This window comes from Streptomyces sp. PR69 (assembly GCF_026420845.1).
Classification (GTDB): Bacteria; Actinomycetota; Actinomycetes; order Streptomycetales; family Streptomycetaceae; genus Streptomyces.
Map to the genome: position 1 here is coordinate 195,711 of NZ_JAOWCB010000006.1, position 20,408 is coordinate 216,118.

Below are 20,408 nucleotides of genomic sequence, written 5' to 3' on the forward strand. Positions count from 1 at the left end.
TTCTCAGCGCCCTTGACCTCAACCTCACTTCATGTCCGAGGCTTGCCGCACAGAAGCAGACGCGAGCAGAGGAGCGGGGACGATATGCGTGCGGTGCAGGCGAAGCGGTTCGGAGGGCCCGAGGTGCTGGAGGTGACCGAGGTGGCGGAGCCGGTCGCCGGAGCAGGGCAGGCAGTGGTCGAGGTGGCGGCGGTCGACACCATCTTCGTGGAGACGCAGATCCGGTCGGGCGCGTTCGCGGAGCCGTTCGGGGTGCGTACGCCGTATGTGCCAGGCGGCGGTGTCGCGGGGACCGTGGTCGCGGTCGGCGACGGAGTCAGCGAAGCGTGGCTCGGGCGGCGGGTGGTCGGCTCCGTGGGCGTCCGGGGCGGATACGCGGCGAAGGCCGTAGCCGCCGAGTCGAGGCTGGTCGCCGTGCCCGACGGGCTGGGACTGCGGGAGGCCGCGGCCCTGGCGCACGACGGGGCCACCGCCGAGGCGCTGCTGGAGGCGACCGGACTCCACGCGGGGGACACGGTGCTGATCCTCGGAGCGTCCGGGGGCATGGGGACGCTGCTGGTCCAGCTCGCCAAGGCCGCGGGGGCGAAGGTCGTCGGCGTGGCGCGGGGTGCGGAGAAGACCGGTCTCGTCAGGGAGCTGGGGGCGGACGGCATCGTGGACGCCACAGTCGGGCGGGACTGGACCGAGGCGGCACGCGCCGCCCTCGGCGAGGGCGGCGCGGACGTCGTGCTGGACGGCGTCGGCGGCGAGATGGGCCTGGCGGCCTTCGGGCTCCTCACGGACGGCGGGCGGTTCTCCGCCCACGGCGCGCCGACCGGCGGCTTCGCCGAGATCGACCCGGCGGAGGCGGACAGCAGAGGTGTCAAGCTGACGGGCATCGCCGAAGTGCAGTTGGCCGACGACGCCTATACGCGGCTGCTCACCAGGGCTCTCAAGGCCGCCGCCGAGGGCCGTCTTTGCCCGGTGGTCGGCGGGACGTTCCCGCTGGAGCGCGCGAGTGACGCCCATCGAGCGATCGAGGAGCGGAGTCTGCGGGGCAAGGTCCTGCTCACTGCGTGAGCCTTCTGACATCGCCGCCGTCCGGCCGCCGTCCGCCATGCGGTCGGGGCCGAAGGCGAACACGCAGTCCAGCCGGCCCGGTTCGGATCGCGGGCCCGGAGTCCGGCGGTTTCGCCGGCGCCGGGCGGCAGACCGGGTCGGCCAGGCGTCCCGGACGGCTGGTCTCGCTGATCGCAGGGTCACCGGCATACCCGCGGGTTGTCAGCGCTTCCGCCACGCCCGCCCGCGGCGTGCCGCCCGCCGCGAGTCCGCCAGCGCCTGGCCGACACGCCGCTCGGTCGGCGGCGACGGCAGCCCCAGCACCGCATCGGCCCGTACGACGGCCTCCCGCACCTTGCGCGCGGCCCCCGCGAGGGCGTCGCCGTCCCGCGCCACCGCCAGGGCCGCCCGTATGACGTCGGTGTAGAGGGACTGGACGCGCTTGTACGCCAGCAGCGCCGGCAGATCCTCCTGCCATCCGGCCGCGCCGCCCGGCAGCACATCCTCCACCGCGTCGCGCCAGCGCAGCGCCGCCCGCGGCTCCTGATCCGCCGGATAGCGCATCAGATGGAGATGGGTGGCCAGGTCGTACAGCGGATCTCCGAACGCGGCCAGCTCCCAGTCGATGGTCCACAGCCGCCCCGCGGGGTCGACGATGAAGTTCTCCCGGTGCAGATCGCCATGGAGCAGACAGAAAGGCCGCCGGGTCAGCGACCGCGCCGTCTCCGCCACCAGCCGCAGCGGCCCGGCGTCGATGCCCAGCGCCGCGAACAGCTCCCCGTACACCGGCAGATGGGCCCGGTAGACGCGCTCCTCCGTGAAGCGGATCAGCTCGGCGGCGAAGCCCGCGCAGTCCCCGTCCGCGGCGTGCGACGCATGGGCGGTCGCGGGGCTGAGCGGCAGGGAGCCCGGCGTGATCGCGGCCAGCTCCCGGAAGAGCCGGTCGATCTGGGCGGCGTGGCGCTCCTGGACGGGCGCGCCGGGCGGTCCGTACGAGGCGAGGGTCCAGCCCTCGACAAAGCGCTGCAGCCCGATCTCGCCGAAGTGGACGATCTCCGGAACGCTGGACACCCGCCCGGCCAGCTCCCGGATCAGCGCTCCTTCGGAGGGAAAGCTGCGCCGGTCGAACCAGAGGATGCCGTCGCGGGGCTCCCGGCACTTCCAGCGGACGGCTCCGGCCCGGCCGTCGGCGTCCGGCAGCGGGAACGCATAGGTCTCGTGGTGATATCCCTTGAGCGGGCCCTCGATCAGCTCCTCGCCCGCGCTCAGCCGGATCGCCTTCAGCCGCACGGCCGAGGACCGGCCGACTGCCGTCTCAGGCCCCACAGGCGCAGGCCCCACAGGCGCAGGCCCCACAGGCGCGGGCCCGACAGGCGCGGGCCCAGCCGCTGTGTCCCAGTCCCCCGCGTGAATACCGCCGCCCCTTGGTCGAGTGCCCCGGGCACCAGGCCCCTCATGCCAGCACGGTACAACTGATGCTGCCATGAGGGCAGTTACCCGCTCACAGCCCCAGTGCACGCGCGGCGGAGGTGAATTCGCCCATCGACGCCGCCACCGGCCCGCCGCCCGCCGCGCGCAGCCGCCGCCTGCCCTCCGGCGAGCGGTGATAGCCGCAGAACGGCATCGACAGCGCGTCCGCGGCCAGCCGGTCGGTGACCGTGTCGCCGATCATCAGATGGTCTTCCGCGGGGATGCCGGGGATCATCGCCAGGCGCAGCGGATACGGGTCGGGCTTCATCAGCGTGGCGTCGCGCGGCCTGCCGACGACCGGCCCGTCGAGGCAGTCGAGCAGGGCCTGCCGCTCCAGACAGCGCCGGGCCGCGTCCGCGCAGTTGTTGGTGGCGACGGACAGATGGCGGCCGGCGGCGTGCCAGAGGCGGATGAAGTCCGCCGCGCCCGGGGTCGGCGTCGCGGATTCGGCGGCCGTGCGCTCCCAGGCGTTGAGCGCGTCATGCATCTCGGCGACGGCCCGCTCCCGGCGCCGCCCCACGTCCGAGGCCCGGTCCCGCCGCAGCTCCTCCGTATGGCGCAGCAGTACGGCGATGGGGTCGGCGCATCCGCTCAGCTCAGCCAGCGGGCAGCCGTGCCGCTCGGCGATCCGGAGCAGTTCCCCGGCGATGCGGTCGGCGGGCGCTCCGGCGAAGACGGAGGCGACCGGTCCGTCCAGATCGAGGATGAGGCACTTGGCCCGGGACAGGGCGCGCCGCAGATCGACGGGGGCGAGAGAGGCGACGGGGGGCAGGGGCAGCACGGTCAGAAGTCCGCCTTCTTGGCCTTGTTCTTCCAGGTCTGGTCGAAGAATTCCTGGGCGTCGTGCACGATGCCGGCCTGGGTGGGGTCGGCCGTGGCACGGAAGGGGAACAGCGTGGCCCCGGTGCCGTATGCGTCGAGGATGGTGACCTCTTCGTTGTCCGGTGGGAGGGTGATGGTCCCCTCTTCCGGGATGTAGAAGCCTTGCAGCGCCAGTCGGCGGTTCAGAATGTACAGCTTGAGCTGAGGGGCTGTTTGCACCAGCCGGACCTCGACGGAGACCTTCGGTACGAAGCCCCGGTTCCGCAGCTCGTACAGAGCCTCCCTGAGCATGGTGGCATGCGCCTGGAGGATGCCTCGCAGCCGGTCGCGCACCCGGGGGTCGTCCGTGCCGTCGGTGCGCCGGGGTATCGACAGATGGGGTGACCTGGCGTCCGGCAGGATGAGCCGGGCCCTGATGCTGCGCGGGGGGCGGCTGCGGCCGGCGACGATGCGCGCCTTCTGGTCGGTGACGCGGGTGGCGAGGGACTCGGTGGTCATCGAGTAGACGTCGAGGGTGACGTCCCGCGCGGCGAACGCCTCTTCCAGGTAGGGAGAGAGGACCACCGGCGGCACCCGTTCGGAGACGACGGCCCACAGCTCTTCGCCGTCCGCGGCCCCGTCGCCCCCGCCCGCGTCCTCGCCTCCGGCCGGGCGGGCGGCCGTCGGCGGACGCCCCTTCACAAAGGTGCCGCTGCCCTGCCGGGTGACGATCAGCCCGCGTTCGCGCAGCAGATCGAGCGCCTGGATGACGGTCGCCCGGGACACCCCGTACTCCGAGGCCAGTTCGCCCTGTGTCGGGAGGCGCTCTCCGGGGCCGTGGGCGCCGCTGTTGATCTTCTTGCGCAGCTCGTCGGCGACCCATCGATAGCGGTAGGTCGCATCTCTCGAACCGGGCCCATGGCTTGTCACCCTACAACCCTACAACTGCCCATCCGCCGACAAGAGATGACAACCCGACATCCTTCAACTCACTCAAATTACCGGACAAGTTTGCGAGCACTCCCCCGAAGGGAAACAATCCATCAAGACAACCAGACTAATTTGTACGGGAGTTGACACAACGACGTGCGAGCCCGGCAACGAAGACCCCGAAGGAGTGACCGCCCATGCCCCTCATCACGCTCGCCATCGAGCAGTTCGTGCAGTGGCGTTACGGCTTCACCGCCGCGCTGGGTGTGACGCTGCTGAGCATCGGGCTGAAAACCGAGAACGCCACCTGCACCTGCATCGGCGGGGGCCTGCTGATCGCCCCGGCCCTGCAGCCGGGGAGCTGACCCCGCGGGATCAGAAGCACGCGGAACCAGACGGAGCCAGGATCAGGAGGAGTCAGGATCAGAAGGAGTCGGGGCACCACGGCCGTCTGGCCGTACGGAACAGCACATCCGCCGTCCCCGCCGCCCCGGCGGTCTCCTCCGCCACCCGGCCCAGCGCCGCCAGCCGCACCGCCGACTCGTCGCCCAGCCACAGCGACCCCAGCGCGCCGACGTCCAGGGTCAGATCGGGCGACGCATCGGTCGGTGCGCAGCTCGCGCCCTCAGGGCCCGCATCCAGCCGGAAGCGGCCCCCGGCCAGCCCGTCCCCGTCCCGTACGTCCAGCACCACAGCGCCCGGCACCGGATAGGTACGCGCCTCAAGGGCCCGTACGACGTCCAGGATGCGCACCCATACGAAGTCCGACACATGGGTCAGCCGCGCGGCCCGCGGATCGGGCAGCAGCAGCGGCAGCACATCGTCCACGGCCCGGAAGCCGGACTTCACCTTCGTGACCCAGTCCACGGAGCAGACGAAGTGCCACAGCGCGCGCTCCGCCGCCGGGGTCACCGCGATCAGCTCCTCCACCGACGCCGTGTTCTGCGGCTGTCCGCTGTCGCTCCACTGGTCGTCGGCCCGGTAGGCGAGGAGTCCCTCGACCACTCCGGACGCCGAGCGGTAGAGCGCGTAGTACGGCTCCTTCCACGGGTCGAAGTCCATGGTGACCGCCCCGGTGGCGAGCTTCCAGCCGTGCTCGGTCCGGCTCACCACGCCGTGCCGCTGCGCCCGCAGCCGCTCGTGCAGCGCGGGCCCCTCCTTGCGCACCTCGGCGGCCGTGACGAGGTCGACCCGGCCGCCGTCCCCGGCCGAAGGCCCCGGCCCGCGCGCGTCGAGCCCGGAGCGCGGCACGTCGACCGTCCACTCCGCGACCGAGACGGCGGGCCCGAAGCCGAACCGCCCGTAGATCGGATACTCGGCCGCGATCAGTGTGGAGACGACATCGCCCCGCTCCTTCGCCGCCGCGAGATCCGCCGCCATCATGCGGCTGAGCAGCCCGCGGCGGCGGTGCGTGGGCGAGACGGTCACATTGGTGACCGCGCTGGCGGCCACCGCCGCCCCGCCGACCGCCGTGATCTCCTGCGGGAAGGAGCGGAACGTCGCCACGCACCGGCCGCCGTCGAACGCGCCCTGCGTACGGTCGATGGCGACGCCCGAGCGCCGGGTCTCGACATCCCGGTCCGTCGGGGTCGGGGCGCGCAGAAAGCCGGTGTTCAGGGCCCGGACCCAGTCGGGGAACTCGGAGTCGGTCACCGTCCGTATCCCGGCCTCCGTCCGTATCCCGGCCTCCGTCCGGATGCCGGTGGGCGTCCGATTCCCGGTCGGCGTCGGGGAGCCGGCTGGCGTCGGGGTGTGGGCCGGGGTGTGGGCCGGCGTCAGGGTGTCGCCCGTCGTCCGGGTGCCCGTGGCCGCCGGGGCGTCAGTCGGTGTCCGCATGTCGGCGTGCGCGTGCGTCATGCGGGTCACGCTAGAGCGGCGGACCTCAGAAAGTCGCGCGGATTTCTCCGACCTCGACGCCGCCGCCGAGCAGCGGCATGCGCCCGATCCGGCCGACCACGGGCGCGTCGAGCCCCATCCGCTCAAGCACCCGGGCCAGCACGGGGCCCAGCACACGGCTCCCACCGTCGTCGATCTTGAAGGCCAGCGCCCGGCCGTCCGGAAGGGCCACCGCCTGCACCGCCTCCGCGCCCATCTTCGACAGCGCGCCCGGCACCTCGCGCATCAGCCAGGTGTCGTGACGCCGGGTGCCGGCCACATACTCGGGGTGGGCGCGCATCGCGTCCGCCACCCGGCGCTCGGCCGTGCCCGGCGCCGCCAGCACGAAGGACCGGTAGGCGCGGGCCAGACCGGTCAGCGTGATCGCCATCAGGGGCGCGCCGCAGCCGTCCGTGCCGACCGCGGACACCGGCTCGCCCGCCGCCTCCTCGACGACCGTGCGGACCAGCTGCTGCAGCGGGTGCGCAGGATCGAGATAGCTCTCCAGATCCCAGCCGCCCTGGCGGCAGGCGGCGAGCATCGCGGCATGCTTGCCGGAGCAGTTCATCGCCACCTTGTCCCGCACCTGGCCCGCCGCCAGATAGCTCTCCGCCTCGACCGGGTCCAGCGGCAGATCGGCCGGGGTCTGAAGCTCGGCGGAGGTCAGCCCGTGCTCGGCGAGCATCTTGCGTACGAGGTCGAGATGGAAGCCCTCGCCCGAGTGGCTGGCCGCCGCCAGCGCCAGCCGCTCCCCCGCCAGGTCGAGCCCCGCGCGCAGCACGGCGGCCGCCTGCATGGGCTTGTTGCTGGAGCGGGGGAAGACCGGAACCCCGGGCTCGCCGAGCGTCAGCTCCACGCTGCCGTCGGCGGCCAGAACGACCAGCGACCCGCGATGACGGCCCTCGACAAAGCCGGAGCGCACGACTTCGGCGAGGACCGGGGACATCGGGGACGCCGGAGACGACGCGGATATCGCGGCAGTGGCGGAGGAGGTCATCGGCGGCCTTCCAGGGGGTGGACCCGCCGGAGACCCCCGGGCCCGGCGGGGCCCCTGCGTCAGCCGAGCAGGTCGTCTACTTGTGCTTCTCCCTCACGGTACCTGCGGGCGATCTCCGCGCTGCACCCGTCGGCGGTCCGCTGGAGCAGCTGACGGCGGCGCGACACCTGCTGCTCATGGCGGACCAGCCGCCCCATCGCCGTATGCAGCTCCTCGTCCGTACGGGCGTCGAGGTCGGACAGCTCAACCTCCGCCAGCATCTCGGCGGCCAGCCGCCGGTACTCCTCGCCGTACGGCGTCGACAGCGTCACATGCCGGGCCGACGAGCGCTGCCGGGACGGGGCGTCGGCCAGGATCTCCGACAGCCGGTCGACCACCGGCGCCTCAGGGTCGCTGCGGCGGGCCAGCTCGGCCCGCAGGATGTCGATGCGCCCTTGGAGCAGCCGCCGCAGATAGCTGAGATCCGCCTCGTCTCGCTGGGCGTCCCGGCTCAGGGTGCGCAGCTCGTGCAGCTGCAGGGCGGGCAGCTCATACCGCGGGGCTTCGGGAAGCTCGCCCGCGGTCCGCTGCTGGGGCGGCTTTCCCAAGCCGCGGCCGGACGGGAAGTCCGGCACACGGTCCGTGCGGTCCGCCATGGGAAGTGGTACGGGCCCGGGAGAACGCCCGGCGTCCGAAATGCTCATATGCGTGTGTCCGTCCCCTCGACCGGCGCATGGAAGCACCGACTCGGTGCATGGTGCCACTCCGCGTACGCCGGATGCAGGCGCTCCGCGCCCCTCAGCCCCGGATAGGTTGATCTGCATGCGTGCAGTGGTACAGAGGGTCGACGGCGCGAAGGTCGTCGTGGCGGGCGAATCCGGGACGGAGACCGTCGGCGAGATCGTCGGCGAGGGACTGTGTGTGCTGGTGGGAGTCGCCCACGGGGACACGAAGGAGAAGGCGGCGCAGCTCGCCCGGAAGCTGTGGTCGGTGCGGATCCTCCAGGGGGAGAAGTCCTGCTCCGATGTGAATGCACCCCTCCTGGTGATTTCGCAGTTCACCCTCTACGGGGACGCCCGAAAGGGCCGTCGCCCCACCTGGAACGCGGCCGCGCCGGGAGAGATCGCGGAGCCGCTGGTCGACGAGGTGGTGGCGCGGTTGAGGGGGCTGGGGGCGAGGGTGGAGACGGGGCGGTTCGGCGCGGATATGCGGGTGTCGCTGACGAACCACGGGCCGTTCACCATCCTGGTGGAGGTTTAGGAGGCCGCTGTGCGGGGCGTTTTCCCCTCCCCGCCCCTTCCCGAAACCGGGGGCGGAGTCCCCGGGAAGACTCAGGGCTGGACCACGGCCTCCTGCGCCGCCGCCGTCGCGCCCGCGACCAACCCCGCATCCACCGGCACATTCCGCTTGACCAGCGCCAGCGCGATCGGGCCCAGCTCGTGGTGGCGCGCGGAGGTGGTGATGAAGCCGAGCTGACGGCCTTCCTCGCCCTCCGAGGCCAGCCGTACGGGCGTGCCGTGGCCGGGCAGCTGCACCTCGCTGCCGTCGAGGTGGAGGAAGACCAGGCGGCGCGGCGGCTTCCCCAGGTTGTGGACGCGGGCCACGGTCTCCTGGCCCCGGTAGCAGCCCTTCTGGAGGTGGACTGCGGAGCCGATCCAGCCCACTTCATGGGGGATGGTGCGGTGGTCGGTCTCAAAGCCGAGGCGGGGCCGGTGCTGCTCGACCCGCAGCGCCTCGTACGCCCAGATCCCGGCGAGCGGACCGTGCGCGGCCGCATAGCTCTCCAGGTCGGTGCGCGGCAGAAACAGATCGCGGCCGTGCGGGGTCTCCCGGACGACGACGCCCTCCGACGTCTCGGCGATCGATCCGGCCGGCAGATGGACCACCGCGAAGTCGGCGGTCCGGTCGGCGACCTCGACCTTGTAGAAGAACTTCATCGACTCCAGGTAGCCGATCAGCGCCTCCTGGGTGCCCGGCTCGACATGCGCCCAGACCGTCTCGCCGTCGTCGACGAGATACAGCGCGTGCTCGATATGGCCGTGCGCGGAGAGGATCAGCGCCTCGGCAGCCCGGCCGGCCGGGAGCTCGCTCATATGCTGGGTGAGCAGCAGATGCAGCCAGCTGAGCCGTTCCTCGCCGGAGACGGTGATGACGCCGCGGTGCGAGAGGTCGACGAGACCGGTTCCGCCGGCGAGTGCGCGCTGCTCGCGGAAGAGGTCGCCGTAGTGCGCGGCGACGCCTTCGTCGGGCCCCTCGGCGGGGACGGCGCCGGGCAGGGTCAACAGAGGGCTCTTCATGGCCCCAGCCTACGACCCGGCGGTTGACGGCTTCGCGGGGCTCTTCGCCGGCGGAGCGGCGGCCTGTTTCAGGACCTTCGCCGTGCAGTTCTCACACCGGCCGAAGATCGCGAAATGCTTGAGGTCGGTGTCAAAGCCGAAGGTGTCGCGGAGCTTGGCGGTGAACTCCTCGGCCACCCCCACATCCGCCTCGATCACCTCGGCGCAGTCCCGGCACACCAGATGCAGATGGTGGTGGCGGTCCGCCAGATGGTACGTGGGGGCGCCGTGGCCGAGATGCGTATGGCTGACCAGGCCCAGCTCCTCCAGCAGCTCCAGCGTCCGGTAGACGGTGGAGATGTTCACGCCGGAAGCCGTCTTGCGCACCTCGGAGAGGATGTCGTCGGGCGTGGCGTGCTCCAGCGCATCCACCGCCTCCAGCACCAGCTGGCGCTGGGGCGTCAGCCGGTAGCCGCGCTGTCGCAGATCGCTCTTCCAGTCGGTGCTCACCACGCCCCCAGTCTAGGGACTGGGGCCTACTTGAAGAAGGCGATTCCGTCGTCCGGCAGCTCCGGCAGGCTGCGCGCCATGGCGGCCACCTCGTCGGGTGTGACGACCTTCTTCAGCTGCGCCGACATATACGGCCGCAGCGGCACCTCGGGGGTGGCCTTCTCGCCGACCCACATCAGATCGCCGTTCACATAGCCGTAGAGCCGCTTGCCGCCGCTGTACGGGCCGGAGGCGGCCGTGCGGGCGACCGCGTCCGTCGCCAGGTCGATCTGCGGCTTCTTCTCGGCCAGCTCGCCGTACCAGACCTCGACGACGCCCTGGTCGCGGATCATGACGACCTCGACCTTGCGCGCGGCGTCGACACGCCAGTAGCCGCTCTCGCTCTCCAGCGGCCTGACCTTCTTGCCTTCGGAGTCCAGGACCCAGGTGCGCGAGACGTACTCGATGAAGTCCCGGCCGTCGTGGCTGAAGGTCACGGACTGGCCGAAGTTGCACTTCTCGGCGCCGGGGAAGTCCGATACGCCCGCGCCTTCCCAGGTCCCGAGGAGGAACGCGAGGGGGACGAGGTTCGGGTTGAGGTCGGACGGGATCTCAATCATGAGCAGCTCTGGCGATCTGTTGGGGGGTGCGGGCGGTGTAACGCGCTGGTCAGCGCTGACCCTGGTACAGCTTCTTCACGGCCAGCCCGGTGAAGGCGAGAACGCCGACGCAGACCAGGACCAGCAGGGCTTCGAAGAATGCCTCAAGCACGGGGTGCTCCTCGGATGAGCGGTGTGGGCGGTGACAGGGCCGGTCCCCAGCCTAATGGGTGGCACGCCGTTCCCCGGTGTGAGGTACGACCGGGCTGCGCCTACAGTGCGCCCTATGGCGAAGAAGCTCGTGATCAAGGTGACCGCTGGGGCCGACGCACCGGAGCGGTGTTCGCAGGCCTTCACGGTGGCGGCCGTCGCCGTCGCCAGCGGGGTGGAGGTATCGCTCTGGCTGACCGGGGAGTCCTCGTGGTTCGCGCTGCCCGGGCGGGCGGCGGAGTTCGAGCTGCCGCACGCCGCCCCGCTGCCGGAACTGATCGACTCGGTGCTGGCGGGCGGGGGCATCACGCTGTGCACCCAGTGCGCGGCGCGCCGGGAGATCACGGAGAAGGATGTGATCGACGGGGTGCGGATCGCGGGGGCGCAGGTCTTTGTGAGCGAGTCGATGGCGGACGGCGTCCAGGCGCTGGTGTACTGACCGGCGCGCCGTCCGTCCGGGGGGGGGAGCGCCGTCTGGGCTGAGCCGTCTGGGCTGGCCCCCTGGGCTTACTCCCGGGGCTTCTTCTTGCCGTCCAGCTCGTCCCACCACTCGTCGGACTGCGGATCCCCGGAGGGAGCGTCCCACCAGCGGTCCTCCGGCCCCCGCCGGTTGGCGATCACGGCGGCCAGCGGCGGGATGACCATGGCGACCAGGCACATCGCGACGGCCGCGGGCACCGACCAGAGCCGTACGAAGGCCCAGGCCGATACAAAGAGGACAAGGCACACGCCCATCAGCAGAAAGTAGGCGTGACGGCGTCGCGCGTACATGTCTCAAGGCTACGGCCGAGCGGGCCCGGAACGACCGAAGGGCCGCACCCCGTTCCCAGTGGCGTCCAACCCCGGGGGTGCGGCCCTTCGGCCGGTATGCGGTTGTCCGGTCAGCTCCGCTGACCATCCGTGCGACGGCTCACACCGCGATGGCGACTTCCGCCAGGCCGCCCTTCTGGGCCACGACCGTGCGGTCCGCGGTCCCGCCCGGGACCAGGGCGCGCACGGTCCAGGTGCCCTCGGCCGCGTAGAAGCGGAACTGGCCCGTCGCCGAGGTGGGCACCTCGGCGGTGAACTCTCCGGTCGAGTCCAGCAGCCGGACGTAACCGGTGACAGGCTCGCCGTCGCGGGTCACCTGGCCTTGGATGGTGGTCTCACCGGGCTTGATCGTCGAGGCGTCGGGGCCGCCGACCTGCGCTCCACACATATCTCTGTCCTGTCCTAGAGGTCGGGGTCCGGGATTACTTGTTCGCGCCGAGCTCGATCGGCACGCCGACGAGGGAGCCGTACTCGGTCCACGAGCCGTCGTAGTTCTTGACGTTCTCCACACCGAGCAGCTCGTGCAGCACAAACCAGGTCAGCGCGGAGCGCTCGCCGATGCGGCAGTAGGCGATGGTGTCCTTCGCCAGGTCGACCTGCTCCTCGGCGTACAGGGCCTTGAGGTCGTCGTCCGACTTGAAGGTGCCGTCGTCGTTGGCGTTCTTCGACCACGGGATGTTGCGGGCGCTCGGCACATGGCCGGGGCGCTGCGACTGCTCCTGCGGGAGGTGCGCCGGGGCGAGCAGCTTGCCGCTGAACTCGTCGGGCGAACGCACGTCGACGAGGTTCTGGGTGCCGATCGCGGCCACGACGTCGTCGCGGAAGGCGCGGATCGCGGTGTTCTGGGCCTTGGCCTTGTACTCCGTGGCCGGGCGCTGCGGCACCTCGGCGACCAGGTCGCGGGAGTCCAGCTCCCACTTCTTGCGGCCGCCGTCGAGGAGCTTGACGCTCTCGTGGCCGTAGAGCTTGAAGTACCAGTAGGCGTAGGAGGCGAACCAGTTGTTGTTGCCGCCGTAGAGGATGACGGTGTCGTCGTTGGCGATGCCCTTCGCGGACAGGAGCTTCTCGAAGCCCTCCTGGTCGACGAAGTCACGGCGCACCGGGTCCTGGAGGTCCTTCTTCCAGTCGATCCGCACGGCGTTCTTGATGTGGTTCTTGTCGTACGCCGAGGTGTCCTCGTCGACCTCGACGATGACGACCTTGGGGTCGTCGAGATGGGCCTCGACCCAGTCGGCGTCTACCAGGACGTCGCTGCGGCTCATGCTGTGTCTCCTCCGGGGCAGTGTGCGGCGGTGATGGCGGTGCGGATCGAAATCGAGTCGAATCGAGTCGGGTCGTCGATCGCGGGCAGAACGGTGCTGCGGTGTGCGGGTACGCGGAAGCGCGAGTCGTACAGGCACGGTCGGCGGCCCTGACGCGGTCGGTCGAAGGGCCGGGGATACGGGAGCCGGGCTCCCGCTCAGACGGCGCGACAGAGCATGGCGGCGACGCGGCACAGGTCTACTGCCCGCCGCTTCGTGAGGTCCGCCTGTCGCTGCTTCATGGGTCAGATCGTAGGGACGACTCGGCGGCCATGTCACCGGTGTGTCGCATTCTGAGACGCGATCGTCCGGCATTCGGGATGTCGATCACGCCGGGGCGCTTGGGAGCGGCCTCCGCGCCGGTCCGGCGGGGATGGCCTTCTGCCCAGCGGACGGGGGCGTCTCACCATACGGCCGGAGCGCGTCCGGGAAGCCACCGCCCCCGGGCAGGAGGCCGCGTCCGGGGAGCCACCGCGCCCGGCAGGGGCACGCCCGGGAAGCCACCGCGCCCGGCAGGGGCACGCCCGGCGGGAAACCGCGGTGCCCGGCCAGCCGCGGCCCCGAGCCTGCGCCGTGTTCAGCCTGCCAGTGAGATGTTCTCGCCGGTGACCGTGAAGACCACGCCGTCCGGCTTCGCCTCCACCTTCTGAAGCTTCAGGCCCGCGGGCAGTCCGGCGAGCCGCCGGTCGAAGTCGGTCCGCTTGCGGATCAGTTCCTCCAGGCCCGGGATGCCCTCACCGGGGACGCTGTCCGCCCGCACCCGGACCGTGTCGTCGCCTGCCAGGCTGACGGTGGAGGTGACGCTGCGCGTCACCGTGCGGCCGAGGATCTCCACCGAGCCGGTGACCTTGACCTTGCCGTTCTCCCCGTAGGCGACGGAGACGCCGTCCTCGGCGACCGCCGTGAGGTCCTCGTACGAGATCCTCGCCTCGCCCTGGGCGCGCGCCGCGACCGCGCTGCCGAAGCCCTCGCCCAGGCGTACGTCGTACAGGTCGGCGGTCAGCTCGCTGATCCGCACCGGGCGGCCGGAGGCGCTGGTCCGGATGCCGGAGAGGGTGACCTCCACCTCGTCCAGCCGCTTGTCCGCGACCTGGGTCAGAAAGGGGAAGCCCTTGATGGACACGTCTTTCGAGGCGGCCGTTCCCTGCTGGAGGGAGATGCGGTCGGCGGCCCGCGACTGAGCGACATAGACCGCGAGGCGGTCGGCGGCGACGAACAGCCCGCCGAGGATGATCGCGGTGATCAGCAGTATCCGCAGCGCTCGCATGTCCCTGTCGTCCCCCACGTGTCGTCCGCACCGTGCGTACCGTGCGTACGCCCGTTGCGCGTCCGCTTCAATGATCGACGTCCGATTGAGGCAAATGGTTCCGGCGGCGGGCGACGGAACCCGCCCGGACGGCCCGGCCCCCTCGTCTATCCCAGCGCGCGGCCCAGCACATACACCGCGGGTGCGGCGGCGGTCAGCGGCAGCGCCACCCCCGCCGTGAAGTGGACGAAGCGCGAGGGGTAGTCATAGCTGGCCGCCCGCAGTCCGATGAGCGCGCAGCCGCCCGCGGCGAGGCCGAGCAGCGCCCCGTCGCCCCCCGCTCCGGCGAGCCCGCCCACGGCGATGCCCGCGCCCGCGGCGGCGAGCAGGGACACGACGACGGATGCGACGCCGGGCAGGGGCAGCGCCCGCGTCAGCGCGGCGGCCGCGACGGCGAGCGCGCCGATCGCCACGGCCCGAGTCTCCGCAGCGAGATGCCCGGCCGCGAGGATGGTCAGCGCCGCGGAGGCCACGGTGGCCATCAGCCCGTACACCCTTTCGTCCGCGCCGGCGCGGCTGCGGAGCTGGAGTACGAGGGTGAGCAGCACCCAGACGCCGAGCGTGCCGGTGATCGCGGCGGTGGCGTGCGCACGGCCCACGGCGAGCAGCGCGGCGTCCGCGGCGAGTCCGCCGGCGAAGGCGAGGGCGATGCCCTGGCGGGCGGGCCACATGCCGTTGAGCCGGAACCAGCCCGCGGCGGTGACCGCCTGGAGGAGCACCAGCGGGAGGAGCAGTCCGTACGTCCCCAGGGCAGCGCCGCCCGCGAGCAGCAGGCCGAGCAGCGCGGTCAGCCCGGCGGGCTGGATGCCGGGCGGGATGATCGGCGACCGCCCCTCGGCGCGGGCGCGCTGCGCGTCGGTGATCCGGGCGTTGCCGAGGGTCGTGGGGGCGCTGTAGCCGGCGGCGTCGAAGGACGGCGACGGCATGGCGGGCTCGACCGGGGCGGCGGGGACGGCCGGGGCCGGGACCTCGGGAGGCAGCGGCTGGGCGGGGGCGGGGTACGCCCCGGGCTCGTACGCCTGAGGGGGGTACGTCTGCGGCGGCAGATAGGCCGTGTCGGCTGCGGCGTGCCGCGGCGCCGCCTGCACGGCCTCGTACGTCTGGTACGGCTCATACGCCTGCTGCTGGTACGGCTGCTGCGGCTGGTAGCCCTGTGCCGGCTGTTCCCGCTGGACCGCCGGCTGGTGGTGCGTGTCCCAGGTCTGGCCCTCCCACGTCTGGGTGACCTGGGGATCACTCCGACCCCCGCCCGCGGTGTAGGGGTCGGCATAGGGATCGGCGTAGGGGTCGTACGACGCGTCGTACGGATACTGCTGATCGCTGCTGCTCATGGCTGCGCGCTTCACCCTCCTGCGAACGGCGGGAGCACCTCGACCGTGCCGCCCTCGGCCAGCCGTACCGTCTCATGCCCGCGCGTCCCCACGGGGTCGCCGTCGACGAGAAACGAACACCTTTGGAGTACCCGGACCAGTTCGCCCGGGTGCCGCTCCCGGGCGGCGTCGAGCGCCTGGGCGAGGTTCTCCGCCGCATACGGCTCCTCGGCCACCCCGGCGGCGGCCTTGGCCGCGGCCCAGTAGCGGATCGTGCCCGCTGCCATAGCGGCACTCCTTTCGTCGCCTCGTCGCCCTCCATGATGAGCCATGCGCACCGCGGCCCCGCCGCGCACCCGTGCACCCATGCGCCCCCGGTGCGACCCGGAAGGGGCCTGGAAGGAATCCGGAAGGAATCGGAAAGTGATCTGCGAAACGTCCACAGTGTGAAATCGGCCCTCTGTCCTTTTCACTCTGGTGGGCTATCCTGCACGGCAGAGGATCCGGGCAGCGCAGCCCCCGGGTCCTTTTGCGTTTTCTGGCCGTTGTTACAGGCAGGTGAACAAAGGCTCACACTGGCTCTCAGGGCGCGGAGAGCCGGTGCGGAGCGACCGAAGGAACAACCGACCGACCGTAGGAAGCAGTGCCGCCGAGCCACGTCCTCGCAGGGACCGAGGAGGAAACGACGTTATGGGCGAGCTGATCACGCACCACTCGAAACCGACCCGGGCAGGTGGTCGGGGATGAGTTCTCTGCTGCTGCTGACCAATGCCCTCCAGCCGTCGACGGAGGTGCTTCCGGCGCTCGGCCTGCTGCTGCACAGCGTCCGCGTCGCGCCGGCCGAGGGCCCGGCCCTCGTCGACACCCCCGGAGCGGACGTCATCCTGATCGACGGCCGCCGCGACCTTCCGCAGGTGCGGTCGCTGTGCCAGCTGCTGCGCTCCACCGGGCCCGGCTGTCCGCTGATCCTGGTCGTCACCGAGGGCGGGCTCGCCGCCGTCACCGCGGACTGGGGCGTCGACGACGTCCTGCTGGACACGGCGGGCCCCGCCGAGGTCGAGGCCCGGCTGCGGCTGGCCATGGGCAGACAGCAGATCGGCTCCGACGACTCCCCGATGGAGATCCGCAACGGCGATCTGTCGGTGGACGAGGCGACCTACAGCGCCAAGCTGAAGGGCCGGGTGCTCGATCTGACCTTCAAGGAATTCGAGCTGCTGAAGTATCTGGCACAGCACCCGGGGCGGGTCTTCACCCGGGCGCAGCTGCTGCAGGAGGTCTGGGGGTACGACTACTTCGGCGGCACCCGCACGGTCGACGTCCATGTGCGGCGGCTGCGGGCCAAGCTGGGGCCGGAGCACGAGTCCCTGATCGGCACCGTCCGGAATGTCGGCTACCGCTTCGTGGTGCCGGAGAAGGTCGAACGTGCCGCCGAAGAGGCCAAGGCGGCCGCGCTCGCCCGTTCGGAGGACACCCGCGAGGGTGCCGAAGAGAACCAGAAAGCGAGCGTTCGCCCTGCCCAGAGGTAGGTCACCCCGCGTAGACTGCCGCGCGTGGCCAAGGTGACGCGGGACGATGTGGCGCGACTGGCGGGTACGTCGACCGCCGTCGTGAGCTACGTCATCAACAACGGACCCCGGCCGGTCGCCCCGGCCACGCGCGAGCGTGTCCTCGCCGCGATCAAAGAGCTTGGCTACCGGCCCGACCGGGTCGCCCAGGCGATGGCGTCGCGGCGCACGGACCTCATAGGCATGATCGTGCCCGACGCGCGGCAGCCGTTCTTCGCGGAGATGGCGCATGCCGTGGAGCAGGCCGCGGCGGAGCGCGGAAAGATGGTCCTCGTCGGGAACTCCGACTATCGCGACGAGCGCGAGGTCCACTATCTGCGGGCCTTCCTCGGCATGCGGGTCTCCGGGCTGATCCTGGTCAGCCAGGGCCCGAGCGAGCGGGCCGCGGCGGAGATCGAGGCGTGGGACGCGCGCGTGGTGCTGCTGCACGAGCGGCCCGAGGCGATCGACGACGTGGCCGTCGTCACCGACGACATCGGCGGCGCGCAGCTCGCCACCCGCCATCTGCTGGAGCACGGCCACCCGTACGTCGCCTGCCTCGGCGGCGTCGAGTCGACCCCGGCGGTCGGCGACCCGGTGGCCGACCACGTCGAGGGCTGGCGGCGGGCGATGCTGGAGTCCGGCCGGGAGACGGAGGGCCGGCTCTTCGAGGCCCCGTACAACCGGTACGACGCCTACCGCATCGCCCTGAAGCTCCTCTCCGGCCCCGAGCGGCCCCCGGCGATCTTCTGCTCCACCGACGACCAGGCGATCGGCGTGCTGCGGGCGGCCCGCGAGCTGCGGATCGACGTGCCGACACAGCTGGCGGTGGCCGGCTTCGACGATGTGAAGGAAGCCGCGCTGACGGACCCGCCGCTGACGACGGTCTCCTCCGACCGCCCGGCGATGGCCCGCGCGGCGGTCGACCTGGTCCTGGACGACGGTCTGCGCGTCTCCGGCTCGCGCCGGGTGCGGGTCAAGCAGTTCCCCTCGGGCCTGGTCATCCGCCGCTCCTGCGGCTGCGGCGGCTGACGCGGCGCACGGCTGACGCCTCCGGCCGCGCGGTTCTTTGGCCCAGGGGCGGCCCTCCGGCCTGGGGCTCCGGCCTGGGTGCGACTCTCCGGCCCAGAGGGGGCCTCTCCGGCCCGGGGAGGATCTCAGCCCGGGGCGTCAGCCCACCTTCTGGATCAGCTCCTGACGCTGCCGGTCACCCAGGCCCCCGGCCCGGCGGTTGGCGTCGATCCCGATCTCATCCATCAGGGCCGTCACCTTGGCCGGGCCCAGACCGGGACAGGCCCTCAGCAGCTGGGACACCTTCGTCTTGCCGACGATCGTGTCGTCCTGGGCCTTCTTCAGCACCTGGCTCAGCTTCTTGTTGCCGGTGCGGAGGGAATCCAGCAGCTGCGACCTGGCCTTGCGCGCCTCGGCGGCCTTCTCCAGCGCCGCCTTGCGCTGCTCGGGGGTCATGGAAGGCAGGGGCATGGTGGTTCTCCCGGTAGGGGGCACATATCCGATGTCCGACATGTGCCCCGGCCCCGGACCCGAGAACGCCGACGCGCCGGGGTTTCACCCGGCTGAACCAGCCGCCGTTACGACCTCCCCGCTACGCCCTCCCGCCGCAGATCACGTCGTACGGCCGTCCGATGGCGACGGTGAGCTGCATCGGCTCGGTCGTCCCGGCCGGGCACTGCGCCTCCTCCTCGACAAGGCCGAGCACCTTGAACACATCCCCGCCGCCGGAGGCACACGCCACCTCCTGCGCCGACGAGGTCACACAGTCCCCCTCCACCAGCTGCCCGCCGCCGGCCCCCGGATCACCGGGATGGTCCCCGGACAGATTCCGCCCGCAGACGGTCTTGGTGGGGATGCCCCCGTCCCCGTCCCCGTCGTCCGACCCGAACGACACCTTCACCTGAATGATCAGATCCGTGCCGCCCGGACACTGCACCGCATTCGGCAGAATGCTGGCGTCCTTGATCTCCAGCGCCTTGAACGTCGCCCCGGGGTCGCCGCAGTCCAGCGCCCTGTACCCATCGGGCGCCCGCTCGGGATCGGGCCCACCGCAGTCCCCGACCTCCCAGGACCCGCCCTTCCCGTCCGACGCGGACGACGGCGACGCGGACGCGGTGGCCGACGCCCCGGAGCCCCCGGACCCCCCGCCGTCATCCCCGAAGAGCTTCGAGGCCCCGTACCCCAGCCCGAGCATCACGGCAAGGATCACCAGTACGGGCAGACACCCTCCCGACCGTCTCTGATTCGGTGCCGGGTTGGGCATACCGCCTTGCGAAGCCATGTGTTCCCCCTACTGAAAGCTAACGACGCGATGCGTTGACAGACCGCGGACAGTGACGCGCCATGAGCACCTCACGGTTCCCCCTCCGGGGGAAGGCGGGCCAGCACGTGGGCATCGAGGAAGCCCCGTTCGGAGGCTGGGTCGTGGAACAGCCGGGCGAACGGGACCAGCCCGGCCCCGGCCAGCAACTCGGCGAACCGGTCCACCGGCCAGCTGTATGCGGGCGTCACCTTGTGGTCGAAACGGACCGGCTCCGGCCCGTCGGTGGCGAAGAACGAGACCAGGAGCAGGCCCCCTGGCGCCAGCACCCGCACCTGCTCGGCAAGCAGCGCGGGCAGATCCCCCGGCGGGGTGTGGATCATCGAGTAGTGGGCCAGTATGCCGCCGAGCGCGCCGTCCTCGACCGGCAGGGCCTCCATCCGCGCCTCGTCGAACCGCAGCGCCGGATGGGCCCGCCGGGCATGGTCGACCATGCCCGGGGAGAGGTCCACCCCGAAGGCGTCCAGCCCGAGGTCGTGCAGCATGGCCGTCAGATGCCCGGGCCCGCATCCGACATCGGCGGCCCGCGGGTTCCCCGTCCCGCGCACCAGCTCGGCGAAGGTGCCGATCATGGCTCGCGCGAACGGCTGCGTCTCCAGCCGATCGGCGAACATCGACGCATACAGCTCGACGATCCCGTCGTAGGCTGCCTTGGTCTCGTCCTGGTACTCCACCACGACGAGAAGCTAACATCGTGCCCGTTCGCAACCCTTCCCCGCCCCGTGCCGACCTCCGCCACAGGAACGGCCGACGTACCCGGCCGGGCCAGGCCACGGTGACCGGCCTTGTGAGCCATGTGCTCCCTCTCCGATACGGCGGCGCAACGCGCCCCAAGGCCAGACCGCTTCCGGACCGCGCCCTATGCCTCAACTGCCGTAACTTAGAGGGGACATTCATCTGTCGGGGGCGCTTATGCCGTACGAGGACGAGACAAGCATCGGTGACCGGATCGGCCGGTTGCGTCTGCGCCGCGAACTCACCCAGGAACAGCTCGCCGAGGCCGCGCACGTATCCGTAGACACAGTACGGAAGTTGGAGCAGAACCAGCGGCTGACCGCCCGGCTGTCACGCTCAACCAGCTTGCGCACGCGCTGGATGTCGAGACGTCGGCCCTGGTCGGCCAGCCGACCACCTTCGAGGC

At 71.6% G+C, this 20,408-nt stretch carries 25 protein-coding genes and 1 pseudogene; 7 read left to right on the forward strand and 19 right to left on the reverse strand.

What is annotated here, in order from left to right; genetic code table 11:
* Nucleotides 1–84: 84 nt before the first annotated feature.
* Nucleotides 85–1,059 (forward strand): zinc-binding dehydrogenase, encoded by a 975-nt coding sequence (locus OF819_RS08335; RefSeq protein ID WP_267242745.1) that lies wholly within the window; start codon nucleotides 85–87, stop codon nucleotides 1,057–1,059.
* Between the two features lie 201 nt (nucleotides 1,060–1,260).
* Here OF819_RS08335 and OF819_RS08340 read toward each other — a convergent pair whose 3' ends face one another.
* The 3 genes from OF819_RS08340 to OF819_RS08350 all read right to left on the reverse strand — a co-directional run bounded on the left by OF819_RS08340 (nucleotide 1,261) and on the right by OF819_RS08350 (nucleotide 4,239).
* On the reverse strand, nucleotides 1,261–2,364 hold the full coding sequence (locus tag OF819_RS08340) for a phosphotransferase (protein ID WP_267242746.1): 1,104 nt from the start codon (nucleotides 2,362–2,364) through the stop codon (nucleotides 1,261–1,263).
* Nucleotides 2,365–2,539: 175 nt separating this feature from the next.
* Nucleotides 2,540–3,289 carry an HAD family hydrolase gene (locus OF819_RS08345; protein ID WP_267242747.1) on the reverse strand — a complete coding sequence of 250 codons (750 nt, stop codon included), beginning with the start codon at nucleotides 3,287–3,289 and terminating at the stop codon, nucleotides 2,540–2,542.
* Nucleotides 3,290–3,291: 2 nt separating this feature from the next.
* Nucleotides 3,292–4,239 (reverse strand): GntR family transcriptional regulator, encoded by a 948-nt coding sequence (locus OF819_RS08350; protein ID WP_267242748.1) that lies wholly within the window; start codon nucleotides 4,237–4,239, stop codon nucleotides 3,292–3,294.
* A 197-nt stretch (nucleotides 4,240–4,436) separates the two neighbouring features.
* Here OF819_RS08350 and OF819_RS08355 point away from each other — a divergent pair, with 197 nt between their 5' ends.
* On the forward strand, nucleotides 4,437–4,604 hold the full coding sequence (locus OF819_RS08355; protein ID WP_267242749.1) for a hypothetical protein: 168 nt from the start codon (nucleotides 4,437–4,439) through the stop codon (nucleotides 4,602–4,604).
* A gap of 58 nt (nucleotides 4,605–4,662) precedes the next feature.
* Here OF819_RS08355 and OF819_RS08360 read toward each other — a convergent pair whose 3' ends face one another.
* Genes OF819_RS08360 through OF819_RS08370 form a run of 3 tightly spaced genes read right to left on the reverse strand, consistent with a single transcriptional unit; the run spans nucleotide 4,663 to nucleotide 7,746 of the window.
* Nucleotides 4,663–6,096 (reverse strand): GNAT family N-acetyltransferase, encoded by a 1,434-nt coding sequence (locus OF819_RS08360; protein WP_267242750.1) that lies wholly within the window; start codon nucleotides 6,094–6,096, stop codon nucleotides 4,663–4,665.
* A gap of 25 nt (nucleotides 6,097–6,121) precedes the next feature.
* Entirely contained in the window at nucleotides 6,122–7,111 is a 990-nt protein-coding gene (locus tag OF819_RS08365; protein WP_267242751.1) for an asparaginase, read from the reverse strand.
* Nucleotides 7,112–7,170: 59 nt separating this feature from the next.
* Nucleotides 7,171–7,746: an ABC transporter substrate-binding protein gene (locus OF819_RS08370; RefSeq protein ID WP_416370490.1), complete on the reverse strand. Its 576-nt coding sequence runs from the start codon at nucleotides 7,744–7,746 to the stop codon at nucleotides 7,171–7,173.
* Nucleotides 7,747–7,912: 166 nt separating this feature from the next.
* Between OF819_RS08370 and dtd the strand changes: the two genes are divergently transcribed.
* On the forward strand, nucleotides 7,913–8,350 hold the full coding sequence (dtd, locus tag OF819_RS08375) for a D-aminoacyl-tRNA deacylase (RefSeq protein WP_267242753.1): 438 nt from the start codon (nucleotides 7,913–7,915) through the stop codon (nucleotides 8,348–8,350).
* Between the two features lie 71 nt (nucleotides 8,351–8,421).
* Here the strand turns inward: dtd and OF819_RS08380 are convergent, their stop codons facing one another.
* From OF819_RS08380 to OF819_RS08390, 3 genes are read right to left on the reverse strand one after another with little or no spacing between them, the layout of a single operon-like run.
* On the reverse strand, nucleotides 8,422–9,387 hold the full coding sequence (locus OF819_RS08380; protein WP_267242754.1) for a YgfZ/GcvT domain-containing protein: 966 nt from the start codon (nucleotides 9,385–9,387) through the stop codon (nucleotides 8,422–8,424).
* 9 nt (nucleotides 9,388–9,396) lie between these two features.
* Entirely contained in the window at nucleotides 9,397–9,879 is a 483-nt protein-coding gene (locus tag OF819_RS08385; protein WP_267242755.1) for a Fur family transcriptional regulator, read from the reverse strand.
* 23 nt (nucleotides 9,880–9,902) lie between these two features.
* Complete coding sequence (locus tag OF819_RS08390) at nucleotides 9,903–10,475, reverse strand: FABP family protein (protein WP_267242756.1); 573 nt, start codon at nucleotides 10,473–10,475, stop codon at nucleotides 9,903–9,905.
* Nucleotides 10,476–10,740: 265 nt separating this feature from the next.
* On the opposite strand from OF819_RS08390, the gene OF819_RS08395 reads away from it, so the two are divergent.
* The gene (locus OF819_RS08395; RefSeq protein WP_267242757.1) at nucleotides 10,741–11,103 is read left to right on the forward strand and encodes a DsrE family protein; all 363 of its coding nucleotides are present in this window, start codon (nucleotides 10,741–10,743) and stop codon (nucleotides 11,101–11,103) included.
* A gap of 68 nt (nucleotides 11,104–11,171) precedes the next feature.
* Here OF819_RS08395 and OF819_RS08400 read toward each other — a convergent pair whose 3' ends face one another.
* From OF819_RS08400 to OF819_RS08425, 7 genes are all read right to left on the reverse strand, one after another.
* Nucleotides 11,172–11,435 carry a DUF3099 domain-containing protein gene (locus tag OF819_RS08400; protein WP_267242758.1) on the reverse strand — a complete coding sequence of 88 codons (264 nt, stop codon included), beginning with the start codon at nucleotides 11,433–11,435 and terminating at the stop codon, nucleotides 11,172–11,174.
* A 139-nt stretch (nucleotides 11,436–11,574) separates the two neighbouring features.
* Nucleotides 11,575–11,862 (reverse strand): DUF1416 domain-containing protein, encoded by a 288-nt coding sequence (locus OF819_RS08405; protein WP_267242759.1) that lies wholly within the window; start codon nucleotides 11,860–11,862, stop codon nucleotides 11,575–11,577.
* Nucleotides 11,863–11,896: 34 nt separating this feature from the next.
* Nucleotides 11,897–12,736, reverse strand: a complete 840-nt coding sequence (locus OF819_RS08410) for a sulfurtransferase (protein WP_267242760.1) — start codon at nucleotides 12,734–12,736, stop codon at nucleotides 11,897–11,899.
* A 197-nt stretch (nucleotides 12,737–12,933) separates the two neighbouring features.
* Entirely contained in the window at nucleotides 12,934–13,017 is an 84-nt protein-coding gene (locus OF819_RS29225; protein WP_350807544.1) for a putative leader peptide, read from the reverse strand.
* A gap of 335 nt (nucleotides 13,018–13,352) precedes the next feature.
* The gene (locus OF819_RS08415; RefSeq protein WP_267242824.1) at nucleotides 13,353–14,042 is read right to left on the reverse strand and encodes a DUF2993 domain-containing protein; all 690 of its coding nucleotides are present in this window, start codon (nucleotides 14,040–14,042) and stop codon (nucleotides 13,353–13,355) included.
* 146 nt (nucleotides 14,043–14,188) lie between these two features.
* Entirely contained in the window at nucleotides 14,189–15,412 is a 1,224-nt protein-coding gene (locus OF819_RS08420; protein ID WP_267242761.1) for a hypothetical protein, read from the reverse strand.
* A gap of 11 nt (nucleotides 15,413–15,423) precedes the next feature.
* Complete coding sequence (locus OF819_RS08425; protein ID WP_267242762.1) at nucleotides 15,424–15,678, reverse strand: MoaD/ThiS family protein; 255 nt, start codon at nucleotides 15,676–15,678, stop codon at nucleotides 15,424–15,426.
* A gap of 456 nt (nucleotides 15,679–16,134) precedes the next feature.
* On the opposite strand from OF819_RS08425, the gene OF819_RS08430 reads away from it, so the two are divergent.
* Complete coding sequence (locus OF819_RS08430; RefSeq protein WP_267242763.1) at nucleotides 16,135–16,917, forward strand: response regulator transcription factor; 783 nt, start codon at nucleotides 16,135–16,137, stop codon at nucleotides 16,915–16,917.
* A gap of 24 nt (nucleotides 16,918–16,941) precedes the next feature.
* A complete protein-coding gene (locus OF819_RS08435) occupies nucleotides 16,942–17,967 on the forward strand; it encodes a LacI family DNA-binding transcriptional regulator (RefSeq protein WP_267242764.1) in 1,026 nt (341 codons plus the stop codon).
* 138 nt (nucleotides 17,968–18,105) lie between these two features.
* Here the strand turns inward: OF819_RS08435 and mihF are convergent, their stop codons facing one another.
* From mihF to OF819_RS08450, 3 genes are all read right to left on the reverse strand, one after another.
* Nucleotides 18,106–18,417: an integration host factor, actinobacterial type gene (gene mihF / locus OF819_RS08440; protein WP_267242765.1), complete on the reverse strand. Its 312-nt coding sequence runs from the start codon at nucleotides 18,415–18,417 to the stop codon at nucleotides 18,106–18,108.
* A 121-nt stretch (nucleotides 18,418–18,538) separates the two neighbouring features.
* Entirely contained in the window at nucleotides 18,539–19,210 is a 672-nt protein-coding gene (locus OF819_RS08445) for a hypothetical protein (protein ID WP_267242766.1), read from the reverse strand.
* Between the two features lie 89 nt (nucleotides 19,211–19,299).
* Entirely contained in the window at nucleotides 19,300–19,944 is a 645-nt protein-coding gene (locus tag OF819_RS08450; protein ID WP_267242767.1) for a class I SAM-dependent methyltransferase, read from the reverse strand.
* A gap of 235 nt (nucleotides 19,945–20,179) precedes the next feature.
* Between OF819_RS08450 and OF819_RS08455 the strand changes: the two are divergent.
* Nucleotides 20,180–20,272, forward strand: a pseudogene (locus OF819_RS08455) (hypothetical protein); the annotation flags it as partial.
* Nucleotides 20,273–20,408 lie beyond the last annotated feature (136 nt).

Coding starts and splice junctions, on each gene's coding strand:
- OF819_RS08335 (WP_267242745.1), top strand. CDS start 85: ATGCGTGCGGTGCAGGCGAAGCGGTTCGGAGGGCCCGAGGTGCTGGAG.
- OF819_RS08355 (WP_267242749.1), top strand. CDS start 4,437: ATGCCCCTCATCACGCTCGCCATCGAGCAGTTCGTGCAGTGGCGTTAC.
- OF819_RS08360 (WP_267242750.1), bottom strand. CDS start 6,096: ATGACGCACGCGCACGCCGACATGCGGACACCGACTGACGCCCCGGCG.
- OF819_RS08365 (WP_267242751.1), bottom strand. CDS start 7,111: ATGACCTCCTCCGCCACTGCCGCGATATCCGCGTCGTCTCCGGCGTCC.
- OF819_RS08370 (WP_416370490.1), bottom strand. CDS start 7,746: ATGGCGGACCGCACGGACCGTGTGCCGGACTTCCCGTCCGGCCGCGGC.
- dtd (WP_267242753.1), top strand. CDS start 7,913: ATGCGTGCAGTGGTACAGAGGGTCGACGGCGCGAAGGTCGTCGTGGCG.
- OF819_RS08380 (WP_267242754.1), bottom strand. CDS start 9,387: ATGAAGAGCCCTCTGTTGACCCTGCCCGGCGCCGTCCCCGCCGAGGGG.
- OF819_RS08390 (WP_267242756.1), bottom strand. CDS start 10,475: ATGATTGAGATCCCGTCCGACCTCAACCCGAACCTCGTCCCCCTCGCG.
- OF819_RS08395 (WP_267242757.1), top strand. CDS start 10,741: ATGGCGAAGAAGCTCGTGATCAAGGTGACCGCTGGGGCCGACGCACCG.
- OF819_RS08400 (WP_267242758.1), bottom strand. CDS start 11,435: ATGTACGCGCGACGCCGTCACGCCTACTTTCTGCTGATGGGCGTGTGC.
- OF819_RS08405 (WP_267242759.1), bottom strand. CDS start 11,862: ATGTGTGGAGCGCAGGTCGGCGGCCCCGACGCCTCGACGATCAAGCCC.
- OF819_RS08410 (WP_267242760.1), bottom strand. CDS start 12,736: ATGAGCCGCAGCGACGTCCTGGTAGACGCCGACTGGGTCGAGGCCCAT.
- OF819_RS29225 (WP_350807544.1), bottom strand. CDS start 13,017: ATGAAGCAGCGACAGGCGGACCTCACGAAGCGGCGGGCAGTAGACCTG.
- OF819_RS08415 (WP_267242824.1), bottom strand. CDS start 14,042: ATGCGAGCGCTGCGGATACTGCTGATCACCGCGATCATCCTCGGCGGG.
- OF819_RS08420 (WP_267242761.1), bottom strand. CDS start 15,412: ATGAGCAGCAGCGATCAGCAGTATCCGTACGACGCGTCGTACGACCCC.
- OF819_RS08425 (WP_267242762.1), bottom strand. CDS start 15,678: ATGGCAGCGGGCACGATCCGCTACTGGGCCGCGGCCAAGGCCGCCGCC.
- OF819_RS08430 (WP_267242763.1), top strand. CDS start 16,135: ATGAGTTCTCTGCTGCTGCTGACCAATGCCCTCCAGCCGTCGACGGAG.
- mihF (WP_267242765.1), bottom strand. CDS start 18,417: ATGCCCCTGCCTTCCATGACCCCCGAGCAGCGCAAGGCGGCGCTGGAG.
- OF819_RS08445 (WP_267242766.1), bottom strand. CDS start 19,210: ATGCCCAACCCGGCACCGAATCAGAGACGGTCGGGAGGGTGTCTGCCC.